The organism is Streptomyces sp. NPDC057950, assembly GCF_042887295.1.
Taxonomy (GTDB): domain Bacteria; phylum Actinomycetota; class Actinomycetes; order Streptomycetales; family Streptomycetaceae; genus Streptomyces; species Streptomyces kaempferi.
In genome coordinates this window covers 15,310-35,973 of the sequence record NZ_JBHVPP010000010.1, presented here as the reverse complement: position 1 = coordinate 35,973, position 20,664 = coordinate 15,310, and the positions used below count along the sequence as shown (strand labels likewise).

Annotated in this window: 14 protein-coding genes; 5 read left to right on the top strand and 9 right to left on the bottom strand. The window is 70.8% G+C overall.

Features of this window, described 5'->3' with window-relative positions; genetic code table 11:
• Nucleotides 1-112 precede the first annotated feature (112 nt).
• Nucleotides 113-811: a TetR/AcrR family transcriptional regulator gene (locus ACFVTC_RS17940; RefSeq protein ID WP_390127941.1), complete on the bottom strand. Its 699-nt coding sequence runs from the start codon at nucleotides 809-811 to the stop codon at nucleotides 113-115.
• Between the two features lie 102 nt (nucleotides 812-913).
• Here ACFVTC_RS17940 and ACFVTC_RS17935 point away from each other — a divergent pair, with 102 nt between their 5' ends.
• Nucleotides 914-1,471, top strand: a complete 558-nt coding sequence (locus tag ACFVTC_RS17935) for a hypothetical protein (protein ID WP_390127938.1) — start codon at nucleotides 914-916, stop codon at nucleotides 1,469-1,471.
• Nucleotides 1,472-1,612: 141 nt separating this feature from the next.
• Nucleotides 1,613-1,771 (top strand): hypothetical protein, encoded by a 159-nt coding sequence (locus ACFVTC_RS17930; protein ID WP_390127936.1) that lies wholly within the window; start codon nucleotides 1,613-1,615, stop codon nucleotides 1,769-1,771.
• A 456-nt stretch (nucleotides 1,772-2,227) separates the two neighbouring features.
• Here the strand turns inward: ACFVTC_RS17930 and ACFVTC_RS17925 are convergent, their stop codons facing one another.
• From ACFVTC_RS17925 to ACFVTC_RS17905, 5 genes are all read right to left on the bottom strand, one after another.
• On the bottom strand, nucleotides 2,228-3,169 hold the full coding sequence (locus ACFVTC_RS17925; RefSeq protein WP_390128401.1) for an ROK family protein: 942 nt from the start codon (nucleotides 3,167-3,169) through the stop codon (nucleotides 2,228-2,230).
• A gap of 50 nt (nucleotides 3,170-3,219) precedes the next feature.
• On the bottom strand, nucleotides 3,220-4,998 hold the full coding sequence (locus tag ACFVTC_RS17920) for a dipeptide ABC transporter ATP-binding protein (RefSeq protein WP_390127934.1): 1,779 nt from the start codon (nucleotides 4,996-4,998) through the stop codon (nucleotides 3,220-3,222).
• The gene (locus ACFVTC_RS17915) at nucleotides 4,995-5,894 is read right to left on the bottom strand and encodes an ABC transporter permease (RefSeq protein WP_390127933.1); all 900 of its coding nucleotides are present in this window, start codon (nucleotides 5,892-5,894) and stop codon (nucleotides 4,995-4,997) included. The genes ACFVTC_RS17920 and ACFVTC_RS17915 overlap by 4 nt, the downstream gene beginning before the upstream one ends.
• A complete protein-coding gene (locus tag ACFVTC_RS17910; protein ID WP_390127931.1) occupies nucleotides 5,891-6,850 on the bottom strand; it encodes an ABC transporter permease in 960 nt (319 codons plus the stop codon). The genes ACFVTC_RS17915 and ACFVTC_RS17910 overlap by 4 nt, the downstream gene beginning before the upstream one ends.
• Before the next feature lie 166 nt (nucleotides 6,851-7,016).
• On the bottom strand, nucleotides 7,017-8,831 hold the full coding sequence (locus ACFVTC_RS17905) for a peptide ABC transporter substrate-binding protein (protein ID WP_390127929.1): 1,815 nt from the start codon (nucleotides 8,829-8,831) through the stop codon (nucleotides 7,017-7,019).
• 352 nt (nucleotides 8,832-9,183) lie between these two features.
• On the opposite strand from ACFVTC_RS17905, the gene ACFVTC_RS17900 reads away from it, so the two are divergent.
• The 3 genes from ACFVTC_RS17900 (at nucleotide 9,184) to ACFVTC_RS17890 (ending at nucleotide 13,137) form a co-directional block, all read left to right on the top strand.
• A complete protein-coding gene (locus tag ACFVTC_RS17900) occupies nucleotides 9,184-10,440 on the top strand; it encodes an ROK family protein (RefSeq protein ID WP_390127928.1) in 1,257 nt (418 codons plus the stop codon).
• 283 nt (nucleotides 10,441-10,723) lie between these two features.
• Nucleotides 10,724-12,247: a M81 family metallopeptidase gene (locus ACFVTC_RS17895; protein WP_390127927.1), complete on the top strand. Its 1,524-nt coding sequence runs from the start codon at nucleotides 10,724-10,726 to the stop codon at nucleotides 12,245-12,247.
• Between the two features lie 80 nt (nucleotides 12,248-12,327).
• Complete coding sequence (locus ACFVTC_RS17890) at nucleotides 12,328-13,137, top strand: copper homeostasis protein CutC (protein WP_390128399.1); 810 nt, start codon at nucleotides 12,328-12,330, stop codon at nucleotides 13,135-13,137.
• Between the two features lie 281 nt (nucleotides 13,138-13,418).
• Here ACFVTC_RS17890 and ACFVTC_RS17885 read toward each other — a convergent pair whose 3' ends face one another.
• The 3 genes from ACFVTC_RS17885 to ACFVTC_RS17875 all read right to left on the bottom strand — a co-directional run bounded on the left by ACFVTC_RS17885 (nucleotide 13,419) and on the right by ACFVTC_RS17875 (nucleotide 20,146).
• A complete protein-coding gene (locus tag ACFVTC_RS17885; protein ID WP_390127925.1) occupies nucleotides 13,419-13,742 on the bottom strand; it encodes a CPCC family cysteine-rich protein in 324 nt (107 codons plus the stop codon).
• 198 nt (nucleotides 13,743-13,940) lie between these two features.
• The gene (locus ACFVTC_RS17880) at nucleotides 13,941-17,807 is read right to left on the bottom strand and encodes a S8 family serine peptidase (protein ID WP_390127923.1); all 3,867 of its coding nucleotides are present in this window, start codon (nucleotides 17,805-17,807) and stop codon (nucleotides 13,941-13,943) included.
• 77 nt (nucleotides 17,808-17,884) lie between these two features.
• Nucleotides 17,885-20,146 (bottom strand): M4 family metallopeptidase, encoded by a 2,262-nt coding sequence (locus tag ACFVTC_RS17875; RefSeq protein ID WP_390127921.1) that lies wholly within the window; start codon nucleotides 20,144-20,146, stop codon nucleotides 17,885-17,887.
• Nucleotides 20,147-20,664 lie beyond the last annotated feature (518 nt).

Below are 20,664 nucleotides of genomic sequence, written 5' to 3'. Positions count from 1 at the left end.
GCCCCCCATCCGGGGAAGGTCCCCCATCCGGGGCCGCCGCTCAACACCGGGTGTCAGCCCGCCGCGGGGGCCCGCTCCGCGCTCAACGCGGCCGGTCGCGCCCCGACCACGGTTACGCGCCGGGCGGCGAGCACTCGATGTCGGAGACCGTCGTGGCCGCCGGGGACACCTGGCCGGGTGCTGAGGCGGTGCGCTCGTCGAGCCCACGGGCGGCGTGGATCCGCAGCAGTCCTTCGATGCCGCGCAGCAGGGTCTCACCGGCCGGGACGGGGTCGCCGAGGTAGCCGGCGCTCATCGCGCCGTCGCGGAGCATGACGAAGTGGCGACCGGCGTGGTCGGCTTGCGTGGCCGTGATGTCGGCGAACAGCCCGGTGACCGTCCGCAGGAACCACTCGCGGTGTTGCACGACGGCACGGTGGACCGGGTGGTCGGGATCGGGGAATTCCGCCGCCGCGTTGAGGAAGGCGCATCCGCGGTAGCCGGGCGAGCGGATCTGTTCGACCAGGGACGCGCCGATGCCCCGCAGGATGCTGTCGGTCGGCACCTCCGCGGCCATCAGGGAGCCGATCTGGCCGCGGACCGCCTGGTCGACGCTTCCGATGTAGGCGACCGCGAGATCTTCCTTGCTGCGGAAGTGGCGGTAGAAAGTGGCGTTGGTGATCTTCGACTCGGCGACCAGGCGGTCGACGCCCACCGTGTGGATGCCCTCCGCGTAGAAGAGCTGCCCGGCGGTCCTCAGGAGCCGCTCCCGGGCCTCGGAGACTCTCCTGCCGGTTCCTGTGCCGGTTTCCGTCCGTGTCATGCCCTCCATGGTAGCGGGTAGAACGCTCTCTCTTGTTTTCGGGGAAGGGATGTGCCAGGCTCCGAACAAGAGAGACCGTTCTCTCTATCTCACAGTCACTTGGAGAACCCCATGGCATCCGCCGCCTCCGCCGAGCACGTCGGCGCCACGCCCGCCCTGCGACGGCTGCACGTCAGCCGCTTCCTCTTCGCCGCCGCGTGGGCGGCGCTCCTGCTGGTGTCCGGCCCCGACCTCACCACCGGGGCCAAGGTGCTGCTGTTTCTCTATCCCGCCTTCGACGTGGTCGCGGCCGTCGTCGACTTCAGGTCGGCGGGCGCTGCCGCCCCGGTCAAGGGCCTGTACGCCAACATGGCCATCAGCGCGCTCGCCGCCGTCGGCGTCGCGGTCGCCAGTGCCTCGGGCGTCGCCGACGTGCTGCGCGTCTGGGGCGCGTGGGCGGTCGTCTCCGGCCTGGTCCAGCTCCTCGTAGGTCTCGCGCGACGACCGATGGGCGGCCAATGGGCCATGATCGTCAGTGGTGGCATCTCGGTCCTGGCGGGCGCTTCCTTCATCCGGAACGCCTCACAGGACGACCCTTCGCTGACCACCCTCGCCGGCTACGCCACGCTCGGAGGGATCTTCTTTCTCGCCTCGGCGTTCCGTCTGTCCCGCTCGACCCGCAAGGGCTGATCGGTGGCGGGGATGGCGGTGACCGGACGCGGCGACCGGACGCGGCGACCGGACGCGGCGCGCCGCCTCGCCGCTGCCCCGCCATCGCCTGCGGGCTACCGACGGCATCCACAAGCTGACCCGTGGTCGACCTCCAGCCCCATGTGCCTGCAGCCCTACGTGCCCACTCCCGCGGAGGGCTCGGACCGGCACCTCGGCACGCAGTTGGCGCAGGCCCGGACGGTCGCCCCGGGCGTGGAGTGGCTCCGGTCGCGGAAGCGGTGCGCGGGCGTGGTGCTGGGGCGGCTCAACGACCGCTGACCGGCGATCAGTTGGCCGGCGGGCGAAGTGGCCGGCATCGAGAAGTCCCTCCGGTACGCGCTCAGGCACTCCTCCGCGCCGCGCCTGGCGACCGTGCGGCCCGTGAGCCCCGGCCCGACGCACGACCCCACAGGTACCGCGGGCCTCGCTCCGACTCATGCGGTCAGCTCCTCCGCCGAGCGGACCGCCGGCCGCGGCACCCGCTCCGGCATCCTGGCTTCGCTCGGCGCGCTGCCGTCCCGGGGTGATGCTCCCCGAAAGGGCCTGACCCCCGGTCGGCCTCGGCGGGCGCTGGGTGGGCACGGCCCTGGCACAACTGGGCGAGGGGGACGAGCGGACCGGGCGCGGACGCCGGATCACTCCGTCGGTTTCGCGCGCCCGGACCGTCATGCCGTCATGCCCGTGTGGTCCGCGGGTGGGGCCCCACGGTGTTCACAGGAGCCGGGGCTCCCGTCGTCACGTCGTTGCCCTCACCCCCGTGCCCAGTTCGCCTCGGACGCGGGCGACGGCGCCGACCGGGACGGCGTCGGAGCCCAAGGCGGCCCGGACCAGGCGGACGGGGTGACCGCTGATCGGAGGGTCGGCGGCGAGGGCGGACAGGATGAAGGGTTCCAGCAAGGGCCATGCGCGGCTGACGCCACCGCCGACGACCACCGTGGTGATATCGGCGACACCCGCCGTGATCACGATCGCACGGGCGACGCCCTCTCCCGCGGCGCGGTACACCGCGAGAGCGTCGTCGTCACCTCGGTCAGCGGCCTCGGCGACCTCACGGGCGGAGCGGTGGTGCCCGGTGCGGTCGGCGTAGCGAGCGCCGATGGAGCGGCCGGAGGCCAGCGTCTCCAGATGGCCGCGGCCGCCGCAGGAGCAGGGCAGGTCCCCGAAGCCGGGGATGTGCCCGATCTCGCCGGCCGCGCCGTGCGGACCCGCGTACAGGGCGCCGTTGGTCCACAGGGCGCCGCCGACGCCGGTCCCGAGGGTCATGCCGAGGACGTCGGCCTCCCCGCGCACCGCCCCGCCGCAAGCCTCCCCGTAGAGGAAGGCGTTGACGTCATTGTCCAGGTAGGCCGGGACGCCGAGGGCGTCCTCGACGGCGGCGGTCACGGCGAAGCCGGCCCAGCCGCGGAAGGAGTCGCTCGCGACCAGGATGCGGCCGTTCGCCGAGTCCACCACCCCGGCGGCGCCGATGCCGGCGCCCTCCAGGTGCCCCGGGGTACGGGCCAGCAGCGGTTCGAGCGCTTCGAGCGCGGCGCCCACCATGGCCCGGCCGCCCTCGCGCGCCGGAGTGGCGGCCTCTGCGCGGTCGAGGACCGTCAGGTCGTCGGAGCAGACCACCACCTGGGTGGTGGTGCCGCCGATGTCGATGCCGGCGAACAGCGGCCGGCGGGAGGTGCGCATGTCCGGTTCCTGCGGGGTGTCGGGGGTGTGGGGGGAGAGAAGGGGGCCGGTCACGTCCGGGCCTCCGTACGGCCGGCCGCGAGAGCGGCCAGGCGCTCGGCCCTGCGGCCCCGCTGCACCACCGGGTCGGGCACCGGCACGGCGGCCAGCAGACGGCGGGTGTAGTCGGTCTCGGGATGCAACAGGGTCGTCCCGGTGGAGCCCTGCTCCTCGATCCGGCCGGCACGCATCACGACGACGCGCTGGGCGAAGTGCTGTACAACGGCGAGGTCGTGGGAGACGAACAGACAGGAGAAGCCCAGCTCGCCCTGGAGTTCGGTGATCACCTCCAGGACCGCTTCCTGCACGCTCACGTCGAGCGCGCTGGTGGGTTCGTCCGCGACCAGCAGCCGGGGTTCCAGCACCAGGGCGCGGGCCAGGCTGACCCGCTGGCGCTGTCCCCCGGAGAGTTCGCCGGGCGTGCGCCGGGCGACCTCGCGGGACAGACGGACCTGGTCGAGGACGGCGGCGACCTTGGCCTGCCGGTCCTTGGCGGACAGATCGCGACGGTGTATCCGGAGCGGTTCGGCGATGCACTCGCCGATGGTCATCCGGGCGTCGAGGGAGGCCACCGGGTCCTGGAGGACGACACCGATGCCGGCCCGCAGCGCGCGCCGGGCCCGGGCGCGGGTTCGGCCGAGGTCGGCGCCGAACAGGGAGACGGTGCCGGACGTGGGCGGGATCAGACCGAGCGCGACGCGGGCGGCGGTCGACTTGCCCGAGCCGGACTCACCGACCAGACCCAGGGTCTCCGCCGCTCCGACCCGGAACGACACTCCGTCGAGGGCGTGCACGGCGGTCTTCCCGCGGCCGAACACCACGCTGATGTCCCGCAGTTCGACCACCGGGCGGTCCTCGGCGTCGTCGGACCCGGCGGGCGGGACCGACGCCTCGGCCGCCGGACGGTGCGCGGGAGCCGGCGCCGTCGTGCCGGGCAGGCCGGTCGCCTCCGCGGTCCCGGCGACGGACAGCCGGGGCACGGCGGCCAGCAGACGCCGGGTGTAGTCGTGGGTGGGACGCAGCAGGACGTCCTCCACCGGCCCGGTCTCCACGATCTTCCCGTGGTACATGACGGCGACCCGGTCCGCGAAGTCGGCGACGACGCCCATGTTGTGGGTGACGAGCAGCACGCCGGTGCCGGTCTCGACGGCCAGCCGACGCAGCAGGTCGAGGATCTCGGCCTGCACGGTCACGTCGAGGGCGGTGGTCGGCTCATCGGCGATGAGCAGCCTGGGCTCGTTGGCGATGGCCATGGCGATGACGACTCGCTGGCGCTGTCCGCCGGAGAGCTGGAACGGGTAGGCGCGGGCACGCTTCTCCGGCTCGGGGATGCCGACCCGGCGCAGCAGGTCGACGGCCTCGGCGGCGGCGTCCCCGGAGGTCACCTCGCGATGGTTGCGGATCACCTCGGCGATCTGCTTCCCGACGCGGGTGAGCGGGTCGAGCGCGGTGGCCGGTTCCTGGAACACCATGGAGGCGGTCTTGCCGCGCAGCGCCGCGAGGCCGTTCTCCGAGGCGCCGACGATCTCGGTACCGTCGATGACGGCGCTGCCGGTGGTGCGGGCGTTCCCGGTGAGCAGGCCCATCGCGGCGAGCGCGATCGTCGACTTGCCGGAGCCGGACTCGCCGACGAGTGCCAGCGTCTCGCCCGGTCGGACCTGGAGGGACACGCCCTTGACCGCGGGTACCTCGCCCGTCTCGGTGGTGAAGACGACGCCGAGGCCGTCGAGTTCGAGGATCGGAGCGGGTGCTGCGGCGCGGGCGGGGGAGCCCTCGGTGGTGGCGGTCATCCGCGTCCCCTCACATCGAATGCGTCGCGGAGCCCGTCCCCGATCGCGTTGAACGCCCACACCACCAGGATGATGGCCAGGCCGGGCGGCAGGATGAGCCACCAGTAGCCGGAATAGGCGGCGGTGAGACCGGCGGAGAGCATGCCGCCCCAGTCGGTCTGCGGCGGCCGGACCCCCATGCCAAGGTAGGAGACGTACGCGACCAGCAGGATGGCATCGGCGACCTGGAAGGTCGCGGCGACGATGACGGTCGAGACCGAGTTCGGCAGGATGTGCCGAAGGATCGCCCGTGCGTGCGTGCCGCCGATGGCGCGCAGGGTCAGGACGTAGTCCCGGTTCTTCAGGGTCAGTGTCTCGGCGCGCACCAGCCGGGACGGCACCAGCCAGGACACCAGGCCGAGGATGAGGACGAGTCCGCTGAGGCCCGGTGTGGTGATGGCGGAGACCACCAGCAGGATGAACAGCGCGGGGATCGCGATGCCGGCATCGACGATCCGCATCATGACGGCGTCGACCCAGCCGCCCGCGTAACCGGCGGCGGCGCCCCACAGCGTGCCGATGCAGGTGGCGAGGACGCCCGCGGCGAGGCCGACGATCAGCGAGACCTTGCCGCCGTACATCAGCCGACCCAGCTCGTCGTGGCCGACAGCGTCGGTGCCCAGCCAGTGGGCGCCGCTGGGGGCGAGGTTGACCTGCTGGAGCATGGTGTGGGTCTGGTCGGTGGAGTACACGAGCGGACCGGCGAAGCAGAACAGGATGAAGAGGACCACGACGGCGAGTCCGACGACGGCCAGCCTGTTGCGCAGGAAGCGGCGGACGGCGAGCCGTGCGCTGGTGGCCTCGCGCGGAGCGGCGGCCTTCGCCGGGGCCGCGTCCGGCTGGATGACGGCGCTCATGCCCGGCCTGCCTTCACTCGGGGGTCGATGATCCGCTGGACGATGTCGGCGAGCAGGGTGCCTGTGACGGTGGCGACGGCGATCACCAGGACGCAGCCCAGGAGGACCGGGTAGTCGGAGGACTGTGCCGCCGTCCAGAACAGCAGCCCCATCCCCGGGTAGTTGAAGAGCTGCTCGACGACCAGGGCACCGCCGAAGAGCACCGGGATGTAGTAGCCGAGCATGGCCACCACGGGCGTCAGCGAATTACGGAACACGTGCCGTCCCAGGATGGCGCGGGAACGGGAGCCGCCGGCCCTGGCGGTTCGGACGTAGTCCTCGGAGAGGTTCTCCAGGGTGGCCGCGCGCATGTACCGGCTGAACACCGCGACCATGGAGGCCGCGCCCGCGACGACCGGCAGTACCAGTGCCTGCGGTTCCGAGAACACCTGGCCCAGGGTGTCCCCCTGCGGAGCCTGCGAGGGGAACCACGCCAGCTGCTGGCTGAAGACCAGCACCAGGATGAGCCCGAGGAAGTACACGGGCGTGGAGTAGGCGATGAAGCTCAGCGTGGTGATGATGTAGTCCGTGGCCTTGTTGCGGCGCACGGCCTGCCACATGCCCAGCGGTATCGCGAGGACGAGACCCACGAGAGCCGACAGCAGGGTGAGGACCAGGGTCTTCGGCAGCCGTTCGGTGATGAGCTGGGAGACCGGCTCGTTCAGGGTGTACGACGTCCCGAGGTCCCCGTGCAACAGCCGGCCGAGGTAGTGGAAGTACTGCACGGGCAGGGACTTGTCCAGGCCCTGTTCGTGGTTGAAGCGGGCGATCTGCTGTGCGGTGGCCTGCGGCCCGAGGATCCCGCGCGCGGGCCCTCCGGGAAGGGCGTGCAGCAGGCCGAAGACGACGATCGTCACGATGACGATCACCACGACGGCCTGCAGGACGCGTCTGATCAGGTACGAGGAAGTGCTCATGTGGTTTCCGGTCGCTTCGTCTCTGTGGCGCGTACGGGCGTCACCTGGACAGGGGCGTCACCGCGACGTGAGCGTCGGCGTGACACGGGAGCGCGAGGTGGGCGCGGGCTTCGGCCGGCCGGCCGGGCGGCCGGGTGTCCGAAGCCCGCGCCGGCACCGACCGGGCTTACTTGGTCCACTTCCACATGGCGGGGTGGAAGTTGGCGAGCGAGTCCTGGGCGAAGCCGCCGAGGCCGTTCTTGACCACGGAGATCTGGTAGTCGGGCTCCGGCAGCCAGATCACGGGGAGGTCCTTGGCGAGTGCGGCGCTGTACTTCTGCACCGCCTCGTTCGAGGAAGAGGTGGTGGTCTCGGTGATCAGCTTGTCGACGTCGGCGTTCGAGTAGCTGCCGAAGTTGGAGCCGCCCCCGGAGGCGAAGAGCGAGTCGCCGCTCGGGTAGGCGGGGAAGTACCAGCTGCCCGCGGTGCCGAAGAAGGACAGCTGCCACGAACAGCTCGACTTGCCGGCGGTGCACTGTCCGGCCTGCGACAGGACGGAGTTGACCGGGGCGGTCTTGATACCGAACTTGATGCCGGTCTTCGCGAACGACGACTGCAGCGCACTCATCATGTTGTCGGTCACGGTCGAGCCGGACTGGGACAGCACCTGCATCTCGAACTTGGTGCCCTTGTCGACGCCCGCGCCACACTGGTTGCCGCCGGTGCCGGGGGCGTTGCACACCATGGTGCCGCCCTGCTCGGTCCATCCGTGGTCGGTGAGCAGCTTCTTCGCCTTGACGGCGTCGAAGGGGTACGGGTTGTTCTTCTGCTCGGAGGAGACGAAGGACGACTCCTGACCCTGCGGAATCGGGCCGTAGGTGGAGACGGCGCTGCCGTTGAAGACCACCTTGGAGAGGGTGGTCTGGTCCACCGACATCTGGATCGCCTGGCGGGCGTACAGCTGCTTGAACACCGGGCCCATAGCGGGGTTGTTGAAGTTGTACGGCATGTAGGTGATCGCCCAGCCGCTCCACGGCTTCACCGAGTAGCCCTTGGCCTTGAAGGACGACTCCTGTCCCAGGTCCGTGGCGTTGATGTAGCCGTAGTCGACGGTGCCGGCGCGGAGGGCGTTCTCCTCGGCGTCGGTCGTGGTGAACGGCAGCAGATTAACGTTCTTGATGTTGGCCTTGCCGCCGCCGTCGTACTTCGCGTTGGCGGTCAGTTGGACCTTGCCCGCGGTGGAGAACGACTTGATCGTGTACGGGCCGCTGACCGTCTTCCACAGCGGGTCGGTCGCGTAGCCGGAGATCTTCTTGGCGGCGTTGTTGAGGTACGTCCAGACCTGCTTGGCGCCGGCGGCGGTGCGGTCGAGGTCGGAGACGGCGCCCGCGTCGCTGGTCTTGTCCCAGACGTGCTGCGGGATCGGGCGGATCATGCTCAGCTCGTTGGCGAGCATCCACTCCTGGTTGTAGGCCTTGTCGAAGGTGATCGTGAAGTGCGTGTCGTCGACCGTCTTGAAGGAGGCCCAGTTGTCCGGCGCCTTGCCCGGGCTGTAGCTGGCCCAGTCCGCCTTGTCGGCCTTGACCAGGTTGAACCAGAACTCCACGTCGCGTGAGGTGATCGGCTTGCCGTCGCTCCAGTGACGCTGGTCGAGGGTGATCGTCACGCTCTTGCTGTCCGGGGCGAACTGCGCTTCGGTGGCCAAGGAGTTGTCCTTGTTCCAACCGACCTTGCCGGTGGAGCCGTCATACGCGATCAGCGGCTCCCAGGCGGCCTGGGATATGGAGGAGTTGTTGGTGTTCAGGTGCGAGGCGGTGCCGATCGGGAGGATCCAGTTCGGCGTGAAGTTCGCAGGGAGGGCGTAGTTGATCGTGTCCGACGACGCCGAACCGGAGGACGAGATACCGCCGCCGGAACAGCCGGTGACCAGCGCGCCGGTGACGGCGGCGGCACCCGCGACGAGGGCCCAGCGGCGGCCGGCGGCCGTGTGATCAAGGAACATGACTCTCCTCAGACTGAAAGGACCCGCAAACGTCATGGGAGGACCCAGAACCGGCGCCGCGGGATTCGGCGCTGTGTATGGCGACAGTCAACGACGGACCAGCCGAACAAACAAACAAGATTTAATAACAAATAAGTTACTGCGATCTCGAATAAAGTCTGAAGCGCTCGCTTCAGGCACCTCGAGCAGTCGCTATGTGATGGTTTAGGTCGAATTGCCTTCGCGTCGGCACTCTCCCCTCACCTTCGACTTCCTTTGCCTTCCTTCGTCTTTCTTCGCGAAACCGTTCCCCGTCGGCAGCAACGGGCGTACTGTCTCCGGCACACCCAACAGCGCGGAAGTTACTTCGTACATGACTGAAATAAGTGCACGGGACCGCAAGGGCACCAAGGGCGTGTCCCCGAAGGGCACCGCGTCGAAGAGCGCGACCCTCGCCACGCGGGTCCTCGAACTCGTCGCATCAGGACAGGCGTCGTCCCGCGCCGAACTCGCGCAACTCCTCGGCACGGCCCCCTCCACCATCTCCCTCACCGTGGCCGAGCTGGTCGAGCGCGGGCTCATCGCCGAGGAGGGCACCCAGTCCTCGACCGGAGGCCGCCCCCGCAGGGTGCTCAGGGCGGGCAGCACCGACGAATACGCGGTCGCCGCCGATGTCGGCGGCCGCCACGCCCGGATCGGTGTGGTGCTCCCGGGCAACGGTGTCCGCGACGTCGCCAACGTCTCCTTCGAGATCGCCGACGGTCCCGAGGCCGCCCTGCCGAGACTCGCCGAGCACTTGGAGTCCCTCGCCGAGCGGCGTGGACGCGACCGGCTGCGGGGCGTCGGACTCTCCTTGCCGGGGCCGGTGGACGTGGCCGCGGGCGCCGTCGTCCTGCCCTCCCGGATGCCCGGTTGGAACCGTTTCCCGGTCGCTGCCTGGCTCGAGGAGCGCTTCGGGGTCCCGGCCGTGGTCGACAACGACGCCAACTGCATGGCGGTCGGCGAGCAGAGCGTCAGGCCCGCCGAGCACCGACGGACGATCACGGTCAAGATCGGCTCGGCGATCGGCGCCGGCGTCATCATCGACGGCCACCTCTACCGGGGTGCCACCGGTGCCGCCGGTGACATCACCCACATCCGTATCGACGGCGGCGCCGACGTCCCCTGCTCCTGCGGCAACACCGGCTGCCTCGAGACCGTGGCGTCCGGCGCCGCGCTCGTCCGTATCCTGCGCGAACGGGGTCTGGACGTCACCAGCACCGAGGAAGTCGTCCAGCTCGCCACCGACGCGGACCCGGAAGCTACCCGCGCCGTGCGCCGGGCCGGCGAGCACCTCGGCCAGGTGCTCGCCGCCAACGTCAACTTCTTCAATCCGGACGCCGTCTATCTCGGTGGCATCCTCTCCACCCTCGAACCGTTCGTCGCCGCGGTGCGCAGCCAGCTCTACGACAGCTGCCACCCGCTGGTGACCGAACACCTCACCATCGAGCGGGCCGTCCTCGGTGCCGACGCGGGACTGGCCGGAGTCGGGCTCTTCGCCCTGCAGCGCGCCCTGGCCCGCGCTCTGGGCGATGCCGGCGGCACCGGCGCGGACCGGTTCCACATCCTCACGCCCCCAAGAAGTGGCTGACGCCGCTCATCGCGCCCCGACCCGGGCGAACTCCCGTCCCGGACACGGTCCGACGACGCCGAAGCCCTCCGACAACCGGAGCCGTCCGGCGGCCGACCCCGTGCCGGAAACGAAGTCCTGAAGGAAGCGAAGAAAGTCCGGGGCCCGAGGCCCGGGGCCCCGCCCCCGACCGCAAAGGGGATCCCGGGCAGGAGTCCGAGCCCCGCGGAACGAATCTCCCGCACCGCCCACACCACGCACACCGCCCGCACCGCCCACTACGCATCACCCCGCACGAGGAGCCATGACGCACACCCGCACCGCCGTCGCCCGCCCGGTCATCGCCGTCGCCGGCCTCGGCATCGAGTCCTCGACCTTCTCTCCCGCCCGCACCGACGCGCCCGCCTTCCATCCCTCGCGCGGTGCAGGGGTGTTCGACCGATACCCCTTCCTGGCCCCGGGCGAGGAACTGCGCGAGGCCGCCGAATGGCACGGCGCCCTGGTCGGCAAGTCGCTGCCCGGCGGAACCGTCACCGCCGCCGCCTGGACCGCGCTCACCGACGAACTCATCGAACGCCTCGCCGTGCTGCCCCGGCTGGACGGTCTCTGGTACGACATCCACGGCGCCATGACCGTGGAAGGGATCGACGACGCCGAGGCCGTGCTGCTGGAGCGCATCCGCGCCACCCTCGGCCCGGACGTGATCGTCTCCACCTCGATGGACCTGCACGGCAACGTCTCCCGCGAACTCGCCCATCGCAGCGACCTGATCACCTGCTACCGGATGGCCCCGCACGAGGACCACATGGAGACCAAGGAGCGCGCCGTGCGCAACCTGGTCGAACTGCTGGTCTCCGGCAGCCCTCGCCCGGTCAAGGCGTGGGTGCCGGTTCCTGTGCTCTTGGCCGGCGAGCAGACCTCCACCCGGATCGAGCCCGCGAAGAGCGTGTACGCGGCGGTCGACGAGGTCGAGGCCACCGACGGCGTGACGGACGCCGCCATCTGGGTCGGGTACGCATGGGCGGACGAGCCCCGCAACCGCGCCGTCGTGGTCGTCACCGGCGACGACACGGCGGCCGTCTCGGCCGGGGCCGAACGCCTCGCCCGGGGGTTCTGGGAGGCCCGTCACGACTTCGACTTCGTCGCCCCGACCGGCACCTATGACGAACTCCTCGACGAGGCCCTGGCCTCCGACCAGCGGCCCTACTTCATCAGCGACACGGGCGACAACCCCACCGCAGGAGGCGCCGGCGACGTCACCTGGGGCCTGACCCGGCTGTTGGAACGTCCCGAGTTCCAGAAGGAGGACGGGCCGACCGTCATCTACGCCTCGGTGCCCGCCCCCACCGGGATCGAGACCGCCGTCGCCGCGGGCATCGGCGCCGTCGTCACCGTCACCGCCGGCGCGGAGGTCGACGACCGGCACGCCGGCCCCGTCACCCTCACCGGCGTGGTCCACGCGATCCGGCACGGTGACCGGGACGCCGAGACCGAGGTCGTCATCCGCGTGGGCAGCGTGTACGCGATCCTCACCAGGCTGCGCAAGCCGTACCACCACGAGCACGATTTCACCGACCTCGACCTCGCACCGCGTTCCGCCGACATCGTGATCGTCAAGATCGGGTACCTGGAGCCCGAGCTGTTCGACATGTCGGTCGGCTGGAAGATGGCCCTCACCCCCGGCGGCGTCGACCAGGACCTGGTGCGCCTCGGTCACCGTCGTATTCGCCGCCCCATGTTCCCCTTCGACCGTGACATGGCCGCCCCGGACCTGACGGCCCGTATCATCCCGGCTTCCGAGCAGCCGCTGACCGGGGACGACGAGTGAGCGAGCGCATCAGCCGGCCGCTCGACCCGACCCGACCCGACGCGACCCGGGCCCACGGTGCGGGGGCGGCCTCCGCACCGATGGCCGCTGTCGAGGTTCCCGGACGCGGGCAACGCGCCCCGGCCGCACCGGCACCGCGGCCCGCACTGGAGATCGCCGTCACCTCACCGGCCGGCGCCCGTGTCGCCCTCGAGCACGGAGCCGATCGCGTCGAACTCTGCACCGGTCTGGAACTGGGCGGTCTGACCCCGTCGGCCGCCCTGGTCGAGGCGGTCGCCGCGGTGGGCCTGCCGGTCCATGTGCTGGTCCGCTGCCGACCGGGCGACTTCGTCTACGACGCCGAGGAAACCGCCCTGATGGTCGCCGAGGTGCGGACCGTGATCGCCTCCGGAGCCTCCGGCGTGGTGGTCGGGGCGCTCACCGCCGACGGCAGCCTGGACACCGCTGCCGTCGCCCGCTTCGTCGCGGCGGCTCACGACACGGGCCGCCCTGTCGAGGTGACGCTGCACCGTGCGATCGACGTGTCCGCGGATCCGGTCGCCACCGCCGCGCTGCTGCCCGCCCTGGGGCTCACCAGGGTGCTCACCTCCGGCGGCGCCCCGGCAGCCGGCCAGGGGCTGACCCGGCTCACCGCCATGGTCGACATCGCGCCCGGTGTGCAGGTGATGGCGGGCGGCGGTGTACTCCCCGCCGACATCCCGGCGTTGACCGCCGCCGGCGTGGCCGCCGTCCACCTCTCGGCGAAGCGCCGCGCCGAACCCCGACGCGGTGGCGCGTGGATCCCCCTCGGCGCCTCCAGCGCGTCCGCCGAGCAGGACACCCACTTCGTCACCGACCCGGCCGTGGTCGCCGAAGCGAGGAAAATGCTGGAGGCGCGGCCAACAGGCTGACCGCCCCGCGTTCCCTGGAGGTCTCGCCGTCCGGAAGTGCGTGGTCCGCGTCGGACGGCGGACTCCGGGCAGTGACCCCGCCCTGCCGAACCTGACGCCTTGTCAGCGCCGGTGGATCGGGAACTTCAGCCTGGGAAACTGGGGCTCCGGCGGTCAGTTGGTGGGCTGGACCGGGCGAAGGGCTGATGCGTGGCCCTGTGGAGCTCGGTTGCTTTCACCGAGGGTCCCAGCTGTTCCCCGCTCGATCTGGTGCGCGTGTGGTCCGGCTCAAGCTCGGGGGGTCAGGACCCCGTGTAGAGGGTGCCGATTCCATAGGGTGTGCCGCTGCCAGGGTGCTCTTCCGGCAGCGGAGCGCGAGCGAAGTGGGCACCGCGCTCGTCGCGCGCGCCGAACACGTGGAAGTTCCGGCGAGGTTCGCGCAGGCTGAGGCCGCGGTTGGGGCCGCCGCGCACCTCGCCGGCATCGTGCTCGTCCTGGCCGTCGTCCTCCCAGCGGCAGACAGCGCAGATCTCGAAGCCTCCACGCTCGGCCAGGGTGATGAAGCCGCAGCAGGGACAGCGGTACGGCCCGCACTCGGCGCTTCCACGACCCACCGTGAAGGTCACCTCCGCGTCCTCATCCACTGATACCGCGCGATCAAGGGCTTCGACCCCGATGTGCGCGCTGCGCCGGGGTGGTCTCGCCGGGCATCCTGGGCGTCCCCGGACGACGCCAAACGACGCGGCGGGTGCCGGGGTACGAAGACCCCGGCACCCGCCGCGCTCAGGCCGGGACGGTGCACGCCACCGGTGGTTACCGGCGGATCACTTGGGGCCGGGCTGCAGGAACGCGCGGACCACGGTCTGCTGAACCTTGTTGCCGGCCGCGTCCGTTGCGGTCACCCGCAGGGTCACGTACGCGTCGCGGTGTATGTACGACGGCCGCTGCAGGTTGGCGATGAACTGTCCGTCGCTGCCGCGCCGCACCGTATGCACCGTCGTCCAGTTCTTCCCGTCCTCGTAGGACGCCTCGACCTTCAGCTTCACCCCGTGCGGGGCGGCCATGCCGTCCTGCATACGGACGTTGACACCGAGCGTGTGCATGCGTGCTCGGCTCACCGCGTTCCGGGTGTTGACCGGTACGTTGTAGTCGAGCTGGAGCAGCGGCAGCATGGTCGCGCCGGCCGTGGTGTCCGAGTGGAACGTCCACGACGTGTGCGTGTCGGTGCCGAAGTGCCAGTCGTCGGATTCGCGGGCCGTCGTCAGGTCCAGAGCGTATGTGGCCTTGCCCGGGGGCACTTCCAGGTTGCCCCAGGCGCCGTTGTTGGACGTGACGATCTGCTTCCCGTTGCGGTAGAGCACCGCTGTGGCCGTGTCGGGCACGGGGAAGGGATCGCTGTCGTTGACCGTGGCGCCGCCGACACCGCCGCCGAACGACGGCAGTTCGGAGAACGACCAGTGGCCGGTGCCGGAGTCGTTGAACTCCGGAACGTACACCGACAGGGTGTCGCCGTTGCGCACCGACTTCATGGCGAAGCCGCGCGGGATCGACGGTCGGACCACTGCTCCGAACCACCGCTCCGTGGCGTGCTGGCCGGGCCGGTAGGTGTGCGGGGCGTCGTGCGACCCGGCCTGCAGGGCGAAGTCCGGGATCCAGACGACGTTGTGGTGCACGAAGTGGTTCCACAGCGTGTCCGCGGCGCTGCTCACGTACTCGACGCGGGTCTGGCCCACAGGCACGTAGCGGCTGTACTGGTTCCACGCGGTGTCCTCGTACGGCCGCCATGCGAACCGCTGCTCACTCGCCCAGGCCGAGGCGCCGGTGCGGGTGTACGTGGCGCTGACCTGCGCGGTGTTTCGATCCGAGACGGTGTAGACCATCCGCTGGGGGATGGAGCCCTTCGAGACCGGCATCACGTCGTACAGATACGGGCTGTTCACCGTGCCGGAGAACTCCAGCGTCGTGGTGCCCTTCTTGATGCGATCCAGCACGGCGCCCCCGTTCTTCCAGTCGGTCCGCATCGAGGGCAGCTCCAACCGGTCACCGTCCGGCTGCCACCTGGTCCAGGCGGCTCGCCCGGTCGGTTCCCAGGCGAAAAGCACCGCCTTGGCCCCGGCCGCCGCGGCGAGCCGTGAGAAGCCGGCGTAGTCGCCCGTGGGCCACGTGTACCGGGCCACGGCCAACTTGCCGCGCACGTTGCGGAGTTCGGGCGCCGTCACGGAACCGGCGTCCACGGCGGTCAGCCGTGCGCCACGGTCCCCGAAGACCGGGGAGTACGGCTCGTAGTACGGCGTGAACACCTGCGAGCTGCCGGACATCTTCGCGCGCAGCTGCGGGGCCACCATCTGCCAGCGCGAGTGGTACTCGAAGGCGCCGTCGGTGACCGGAGCGGTGGGGCTGACGTAGAGGTGATTGACGGTGTCGAAGTACAGGGCGCCCTGGAGGAGGCCGTGACCATCGATCTCGCGGTGCAGCATGGTGCTGATGACGCCGTGCTGTTCGGCCGGGCGCGGCGTGTGGATCTTCACCTCGGTGACATCGGCGGCGTTGAGCGTCACCGTCGTGTCCTTGGTGACCTTGACTTCGGGGACGACGATGTCGCCCACCTGGTCGCCGTCCGATGTCGTGTCGTAGAAACCGGAGTTGAGGTAGTACGTGCCTTCTTCCACGACGGCGACCGCCGCGTCCCGGTCGGTGTACTGCGCCCAGCCGGCGGGGCTCCAGATGTTCGGCAGCGAGCCGGGCACGACCTTGCCGTTGCGGTCCCGGACGACCACGGTCAGCCGGTGTTGCGGGGCGTGCACCACGAGGGAGACCGTGGTGTGCGCGAGCACCTCGCCGGATGCGGACTTCGCGGTGACGTAGCCGTAGAAGCCACCGCGGACGGCGCGCGCCGCGTCGGTGCGCAGCGGCACGTCGGCGGTGGCGCCGGCGGCCAGTTGCACGGTGTCGGAGCCCAGGCTGAGCACTCCGGCAGGAAGCGCCCTCCCGGTGTCCGTGGCCAGGTTGGCCGTCAGGGAGAAGGTGATCGGGTGGTCGCCTGTGTTGGTGTAGTGGAGGGTGGCCGCCTGCCGCTGCCCCGCGGCGCCGCCGATCTGGAGCGGCGCGAGGGTGACGGAGCCGGTGGCCGTGACCGGACCGATGGCCGTCGCCAGGTCGATGCGACCGCCGCCCTGCTCGGTCACCTTGGTGCCAGGAACGGTGTGAGCGGTGCTGGTCAGGGCGTCCTTGAGCTGCTGCGCCTGCCAGTCGGGGTGCTGCTGCGCCAACAGGGCGGCCGCGCCGGCGACGTGCGGGGTGGCCATGGAGGTCCCGGACAGCGCGATGTAGTTGGCGTCGACCGGGTCGCCCAGGGTGGTACCGGCCGCGCGGGCGGCGACGATGCCGACCCCGGGGGCCGTCACGTCGGGCTTGACCGCCCCGTCGCCGAAGCGCGGGCCGCGGCTGGAGAACGGTGCGAGCGAGTCGTCGCGGTCGACGGCCCCCACGGTCAGCGCGGAGTCGGCCGCTCCGGGTGTGCCGACGGTGGACATCCCTGGTCCCTCGTTGCCCGCCGCGACGACGAACAGCGTGCCGGTGGAGTCGGTCAGGGTGTTGACGGCCTCGCTCAGCGGGTCGGTTCCGTCGGTCTCGATGGACGCGCCGAGGCTCATGTTGACGACCTTGGCGTGCTCGCCGGTCGCCCACTCCATGCCGGCGATGATGCCCGACTCGTCGCCGGACCCGCTGTCGTCCAGCACCTTGCCGATCAGCAGGTCGGCCTTGGGCGCGACACCCCTGCGGGTCCCGCCGGACGCCGCGCCGCTGCCGCCGACGATCGAGGCGACATGCGTGCCGTGCCCGAAGTGGTCACCGGTGTTCCCACTGCCGGAGAAGTCCTTGGCCTCCGCGATGCGCCCGGCGAGGTCGGGATGGCTCGCGTCGGCACCGGTGTCCAGCACGGCCACCTTGACGCCCTGGCCCTCGTAGCCCGCCTTCCACGCGGTGGGGGCGTTGATCTGCGCGGTGCTGCGGTCCAGCAGCGCCTTCACCTTGCCGTCGAGCGAGATCCGCGGAGTGACCGCCGCGCGGGCGGCGTCCGACGATCCGCCGGGGTTCAGCGTCTTCCAGAACTTGCCCAGGTCGTGGTCCGCGACACGCATCGACCGAGCGTGGATGCTCTCCAGGTCGCGGAAGGGCGCCCCGGCCGCCTTGAGTGCCACGAGCCGGTCGGCGGTGGCGGTGGCGGCCTTCGACGCCTGCGCGGTGACTCTGGCTCCGACCCGTGACGGCACCGGCCGCGAGGAGACGATCAGTGGCAACGCGGTGGTGTGGGCCTCGTCGTAGCCGTCGGCGATCAGCGCCGTCACATCGAACAGCCGCCGGTCCAGGGTGCCCGCGGACACCAGCCCCTGGGCGTCGAACGGCATCACGGTCAGTGCCTTGTCGTCCCCCTCCAGCGTCCGGAAGGGAATGTGCTCGCGCCCGGGTCCGGGCTGCACCGACGCGGTGTGCCGGCCGCCGGGCAGCGTCGTCACCGTCACCTGATCACCGGTCACGAGCCGTACGGTCGCGGAGTGGGCCGTCGGCGCGGCGGCGGGCGGGGTGGCGGTCTTGGCGCGGTCCGGCTGCGCCGCGAACGCTGCCGGCACGGCTGCGGCGACCAGCATCAATCCCGTTGCTATCGCCGCCGCCGGGCGGGTTGTGGACATCAGTCAGATACCTCTCGTATGGCTGGGGTGACAGGGCCGTGATCACGGGCACTGTCCGGCTGTGGACGGGGCACCGCCTAGAAGGTGAGCTTCCAGCTGTTGATGTGGCCGCTGTCCAGGTGGTACGCGTCCTGGACCTTCAGTTTCCAAGTCCCGCCGGCGGTCTCACCGGAGGCATTGACGGTGTAGGTGGCGATGACATTGGCCGCCGAGTCGAAGCCGTTGGACTTCTTCAGGTGGTAGAGGCTGCCGTCCGGGGCGACCAGGTCGACGACCAGGTCACCGCGGTAGGGGTGCACGATGTTGACGCCGACCGCCAGGGTGCTCGGCGCGTTGCCCGCCCGGCCGGAGACCTTGATGGCGGAGTACACGGCCGCGCCCGCGTCCGGCACCGGCACGTCGGTGGTGTTGGTGAAGACGTTGCCGCCGGTCTTGGTGACTCCCCAGCCGAAGGTCGCCGAGCCGGTGACCTTGGAGGAGTCCTTGACCTTGACCGTCACGGTGCCGAGACCGACGGTGGTGGGCGTGCCGGAGATCAGCCCCGTGGTCGCGTTGATCGACAGACCAGCCGGCAGGCCGGTGGCGGAGTACGTCAGCGCTCCCGGGTTGTTGCTGCCGGCCTGCACCTGCAGGCTCACGGGGGTCTTGACGACGGTGTTCTGGTCCGCGGGCTTGGTGACCGTGACGCGGGCGACGACGCCGATGGCGGCCCAGGTTTCGGCGACCGTGTTGTAGGTGGCGCTGCCGGCTCCCCACAGGTCGGCGGCGGCCTGCAGGGTCTGGGTACGCGCGCCCGAGTAGTCGGTGGTGGAGGTGAAGCGCTCGGTCAGGGCCTTGTACCAGAGCTTGGCGGCGTTCTCCCGGCCGATGCCGGGCACCGCCACACCGTCGGCGGTGGGGCTGTCGTAGCTGACGCCGTTGATCACCTTCGCGCCGCTGCCCTCGGACAGCAGGTAGAAGAAGTGGTTCGCCGGGCCGGACGAGTAGTGCACGTCCAAGTTGCCGAGGCCGGGGGACCAGTTGTCCGGCGAAACGCCGTCCCGTGAGGGCTTGTCCTGGTAGCGCAGTGGGGTGCCGTCACCGTAGAGGTCGATCTTCTCGCCGATGAGGTAGTCGCCGACGTCGTTCGCGTTGTCGGCGTAGAACTCGACCGAGGTGCCGAAGATGTCCGAGGTCGCCTCGTTGAGGCCGCCGGACTCATCCCCGTACACCAGACCCGCGGTGGCGGCGGTGACGCCGTGACTCATCTCGTGGCCGGCTACGTCGAGCGAGGTCAGTGGGTGCTTGTCGCCGTCGCCGTCACCGTACGTCATGCAGAAGCACGCGTCGTCCCAGAAGGCGTTGTTGTAGGCGACGCCGTAGTGGGTGCGGGAATAGGCAGCGGCGCCGTCGTCGCGGATCCCGTTGCGGCCCATCACGTTCTTGTAGAAGTCCCAGGTGACCTGGGCGCCGTAGGCGGCGTCCACACCGGCGGTCTCGGCCGTGGACGGCGAGCCGTCGCCCCAGGTGTCGGTGGAGTTGGTGAACAGCGTGCCGGTACCCGAGTCGCCGTGGTTCAGGTCATACGTCTTGTGGCCGCCACGGGTGTTGTCGGTCATGCTGTACGTCGAGCCCGACAACGAGGTCCCCAAGGTGACCCTGCCGCTGTACTCACTGTTGCCGACGCCGGTCTCGATGGCCTGGTACTCGAACAGCCTGGCGCCGGTCTTCGCATCCGAGACGACGTGCAGCCGGCTCGGGGTGCCGTCGTCCTGCAGACCGCCGACAACGGACTCCCAGGCCAGGACCGGGGCGCCGGAGGCCGCCGCCCACACCACCTTGCGGGAGCTGGTCACCGTCGGGCTGGTGGCCCCCTTGGCCTTGGCACGGCCGATCGCGAGGGTTTTCGCCGAAGCGGCGGAACGAGTCGCGGTGGTGCTCGGCACGCTGATGCGCGTGCCGGTGGCCTTGTCGGCCCCCTTCGAGGTCCCGTCGGCAGCCGTGTGCACGACCAGGTCGCCGCCGAGGACCGGCAGCCCCGCGAAAGTGCGCTCGTAGCGGGTGTGCACGGTGCCGTCGGCGTCCTTGACGACCGACTTGGGGACCAGCTGCTCCTGCGTCCCCAGGTGCAGCGACCGGGCGGTGGCCGCTCGGCCCGCCAGAGCCGCTCCGAGCAGCCTCGCCTGCTCGGCGGCCGAGAGCTGGACGGGCAGTGCCCCCGCCCGGGGCTGGACCCGGACCGCACGGGTGTGCGCCGGGGGCGTATCGGCCGTCGCGGTGCCGGACGGCGCGGTGACAGCGAGCACCGTGGCGCCGGCTATCAGCACACCCGCGACCGACTTGCGAGGGGATCGTCTCACTCGGACTCCTTCTGCGGCGCCATCGGATGGCGCCGGTGAACAGGCCGAGCAGGGAGGGGCGTTGGACCCTGCTCGGTTGGAACTGACGGCGTGGACAGGCCATATGCGGCCGCTGTGCAGGCGATTACCGCGCTGCAAAACACCACGCGTACAGCTTGAGGTAAAACCCTCCGAAAGGATTGGCTAATAGAGCCTGAACCGTCACTAGTGCTGGGTGTCGCAACTGCGACATGTCTCATTGGCGACACACGACGCCCGCACGCCGCCGTGACACCGTCAGCGCGACGTGGACCGTCAGGAATTACGCGGGTCCGGTCTCGAAGGAGCCGCCCGCCGTGCCGGCCTCGCCCCGCTCACCGACGCGACCCGCACCCGCACCCTCTTCCGGCCGGGGACCTCATCCGACCTGGTCCGAGCCACGCGCGTGCTCTCCGCACTTCCGGACGCCCCGCCGACGCGGTGCTCCGGCCGACAGGACGGCAATCCCGAACCCCGCGGCAGGCGGACCGGCCGCCGGC

Coding starts and splice junctions, on each gene's coding strand:
- ACFVTC_RS17940 (WP_390127941.1), bottom strand. CDS start 811: ATGGAGGGCATGACACGGACGGAAACCGGCACAGGAACCGGCAGGAGA.
- ACFVTC_RS17935 (WP_390127938.1), top strand. CDS start 914: ATGGCATCCGCCGCCTCCGCCGAGCACGTCGGCGCCACGCCCGCCCTG.
- ACFVTC_RS17930 (WP_390127936.1), top strand. CDS start 1,613: ATGTGCCTGCAGCCCTACGTGCCCACTCCCGCGGAGGGCTCGGACCGG.
- ACFVTC_RS17925 (WP_390128401.1), bottom strand. CDS start 3,169: ATGCGCACCTCCCGCCGGCCGCTGTTCGCCGGCATCGACATCGGCGGC.
- ACFVTC_RS17920 (WP_390127934.1), bottom strand. CDS start 4,998: ATGACCGCCACCACCGAGGGCTCCCCCGCCCGCGCCGCAGCACCCGCT.
- ACFVTC_RS17915 (WP_390127933.1), bottom strand. CDS start 5,894: ATGAGCGCCGTCATCCAGCCGGACGCGGCCCCGGCGAAGGCCGCCGCT.
- ACFVTC_RS17910 (WP_390127931.1), bottom strand. CDS start 6,850: ATGAGCACTTCCTCGTACCTGATCAGACGCGTCCTGCAGGCCGTCGTG.
- ACFVTC_RS17905 (WP_390127929.1), bottom strand. CDS start 8,831: ATGTTCCTTGATCACACGGCCGCCGGCCGCCGCTGGGCCCTCGTCGCG.
- ACFVTC_RS17900 (WP_390127928.1), top strand. CDS start 9,184: ATGACTGAAATAAGTGCACGGGACCGCAAGGGCACCAAGGGCGTGTCC.
- ACFVTC_RS17895 (WP_390127927.1), top strand. CDS start 10,724: ATGACGCACACCCGCACCGCCGTCGCCCGCCCGGTCATCGCCGTCGCC.
- ACFVTC_RS17890 (WP_390128399.1), top strand. CDS start 12,328: ATGGCCGCTGTCGAGGTTCCCGGACGCGGGCAACGCGCCCCGGCCGCA.
- ACFVTC_RS17880 (WP_390127923.1), bottom strand. CDS start 17,807: ATGTCCACAACCCGCCCGGCGGCGGCGATAGCAACGGGATTGATGCTG.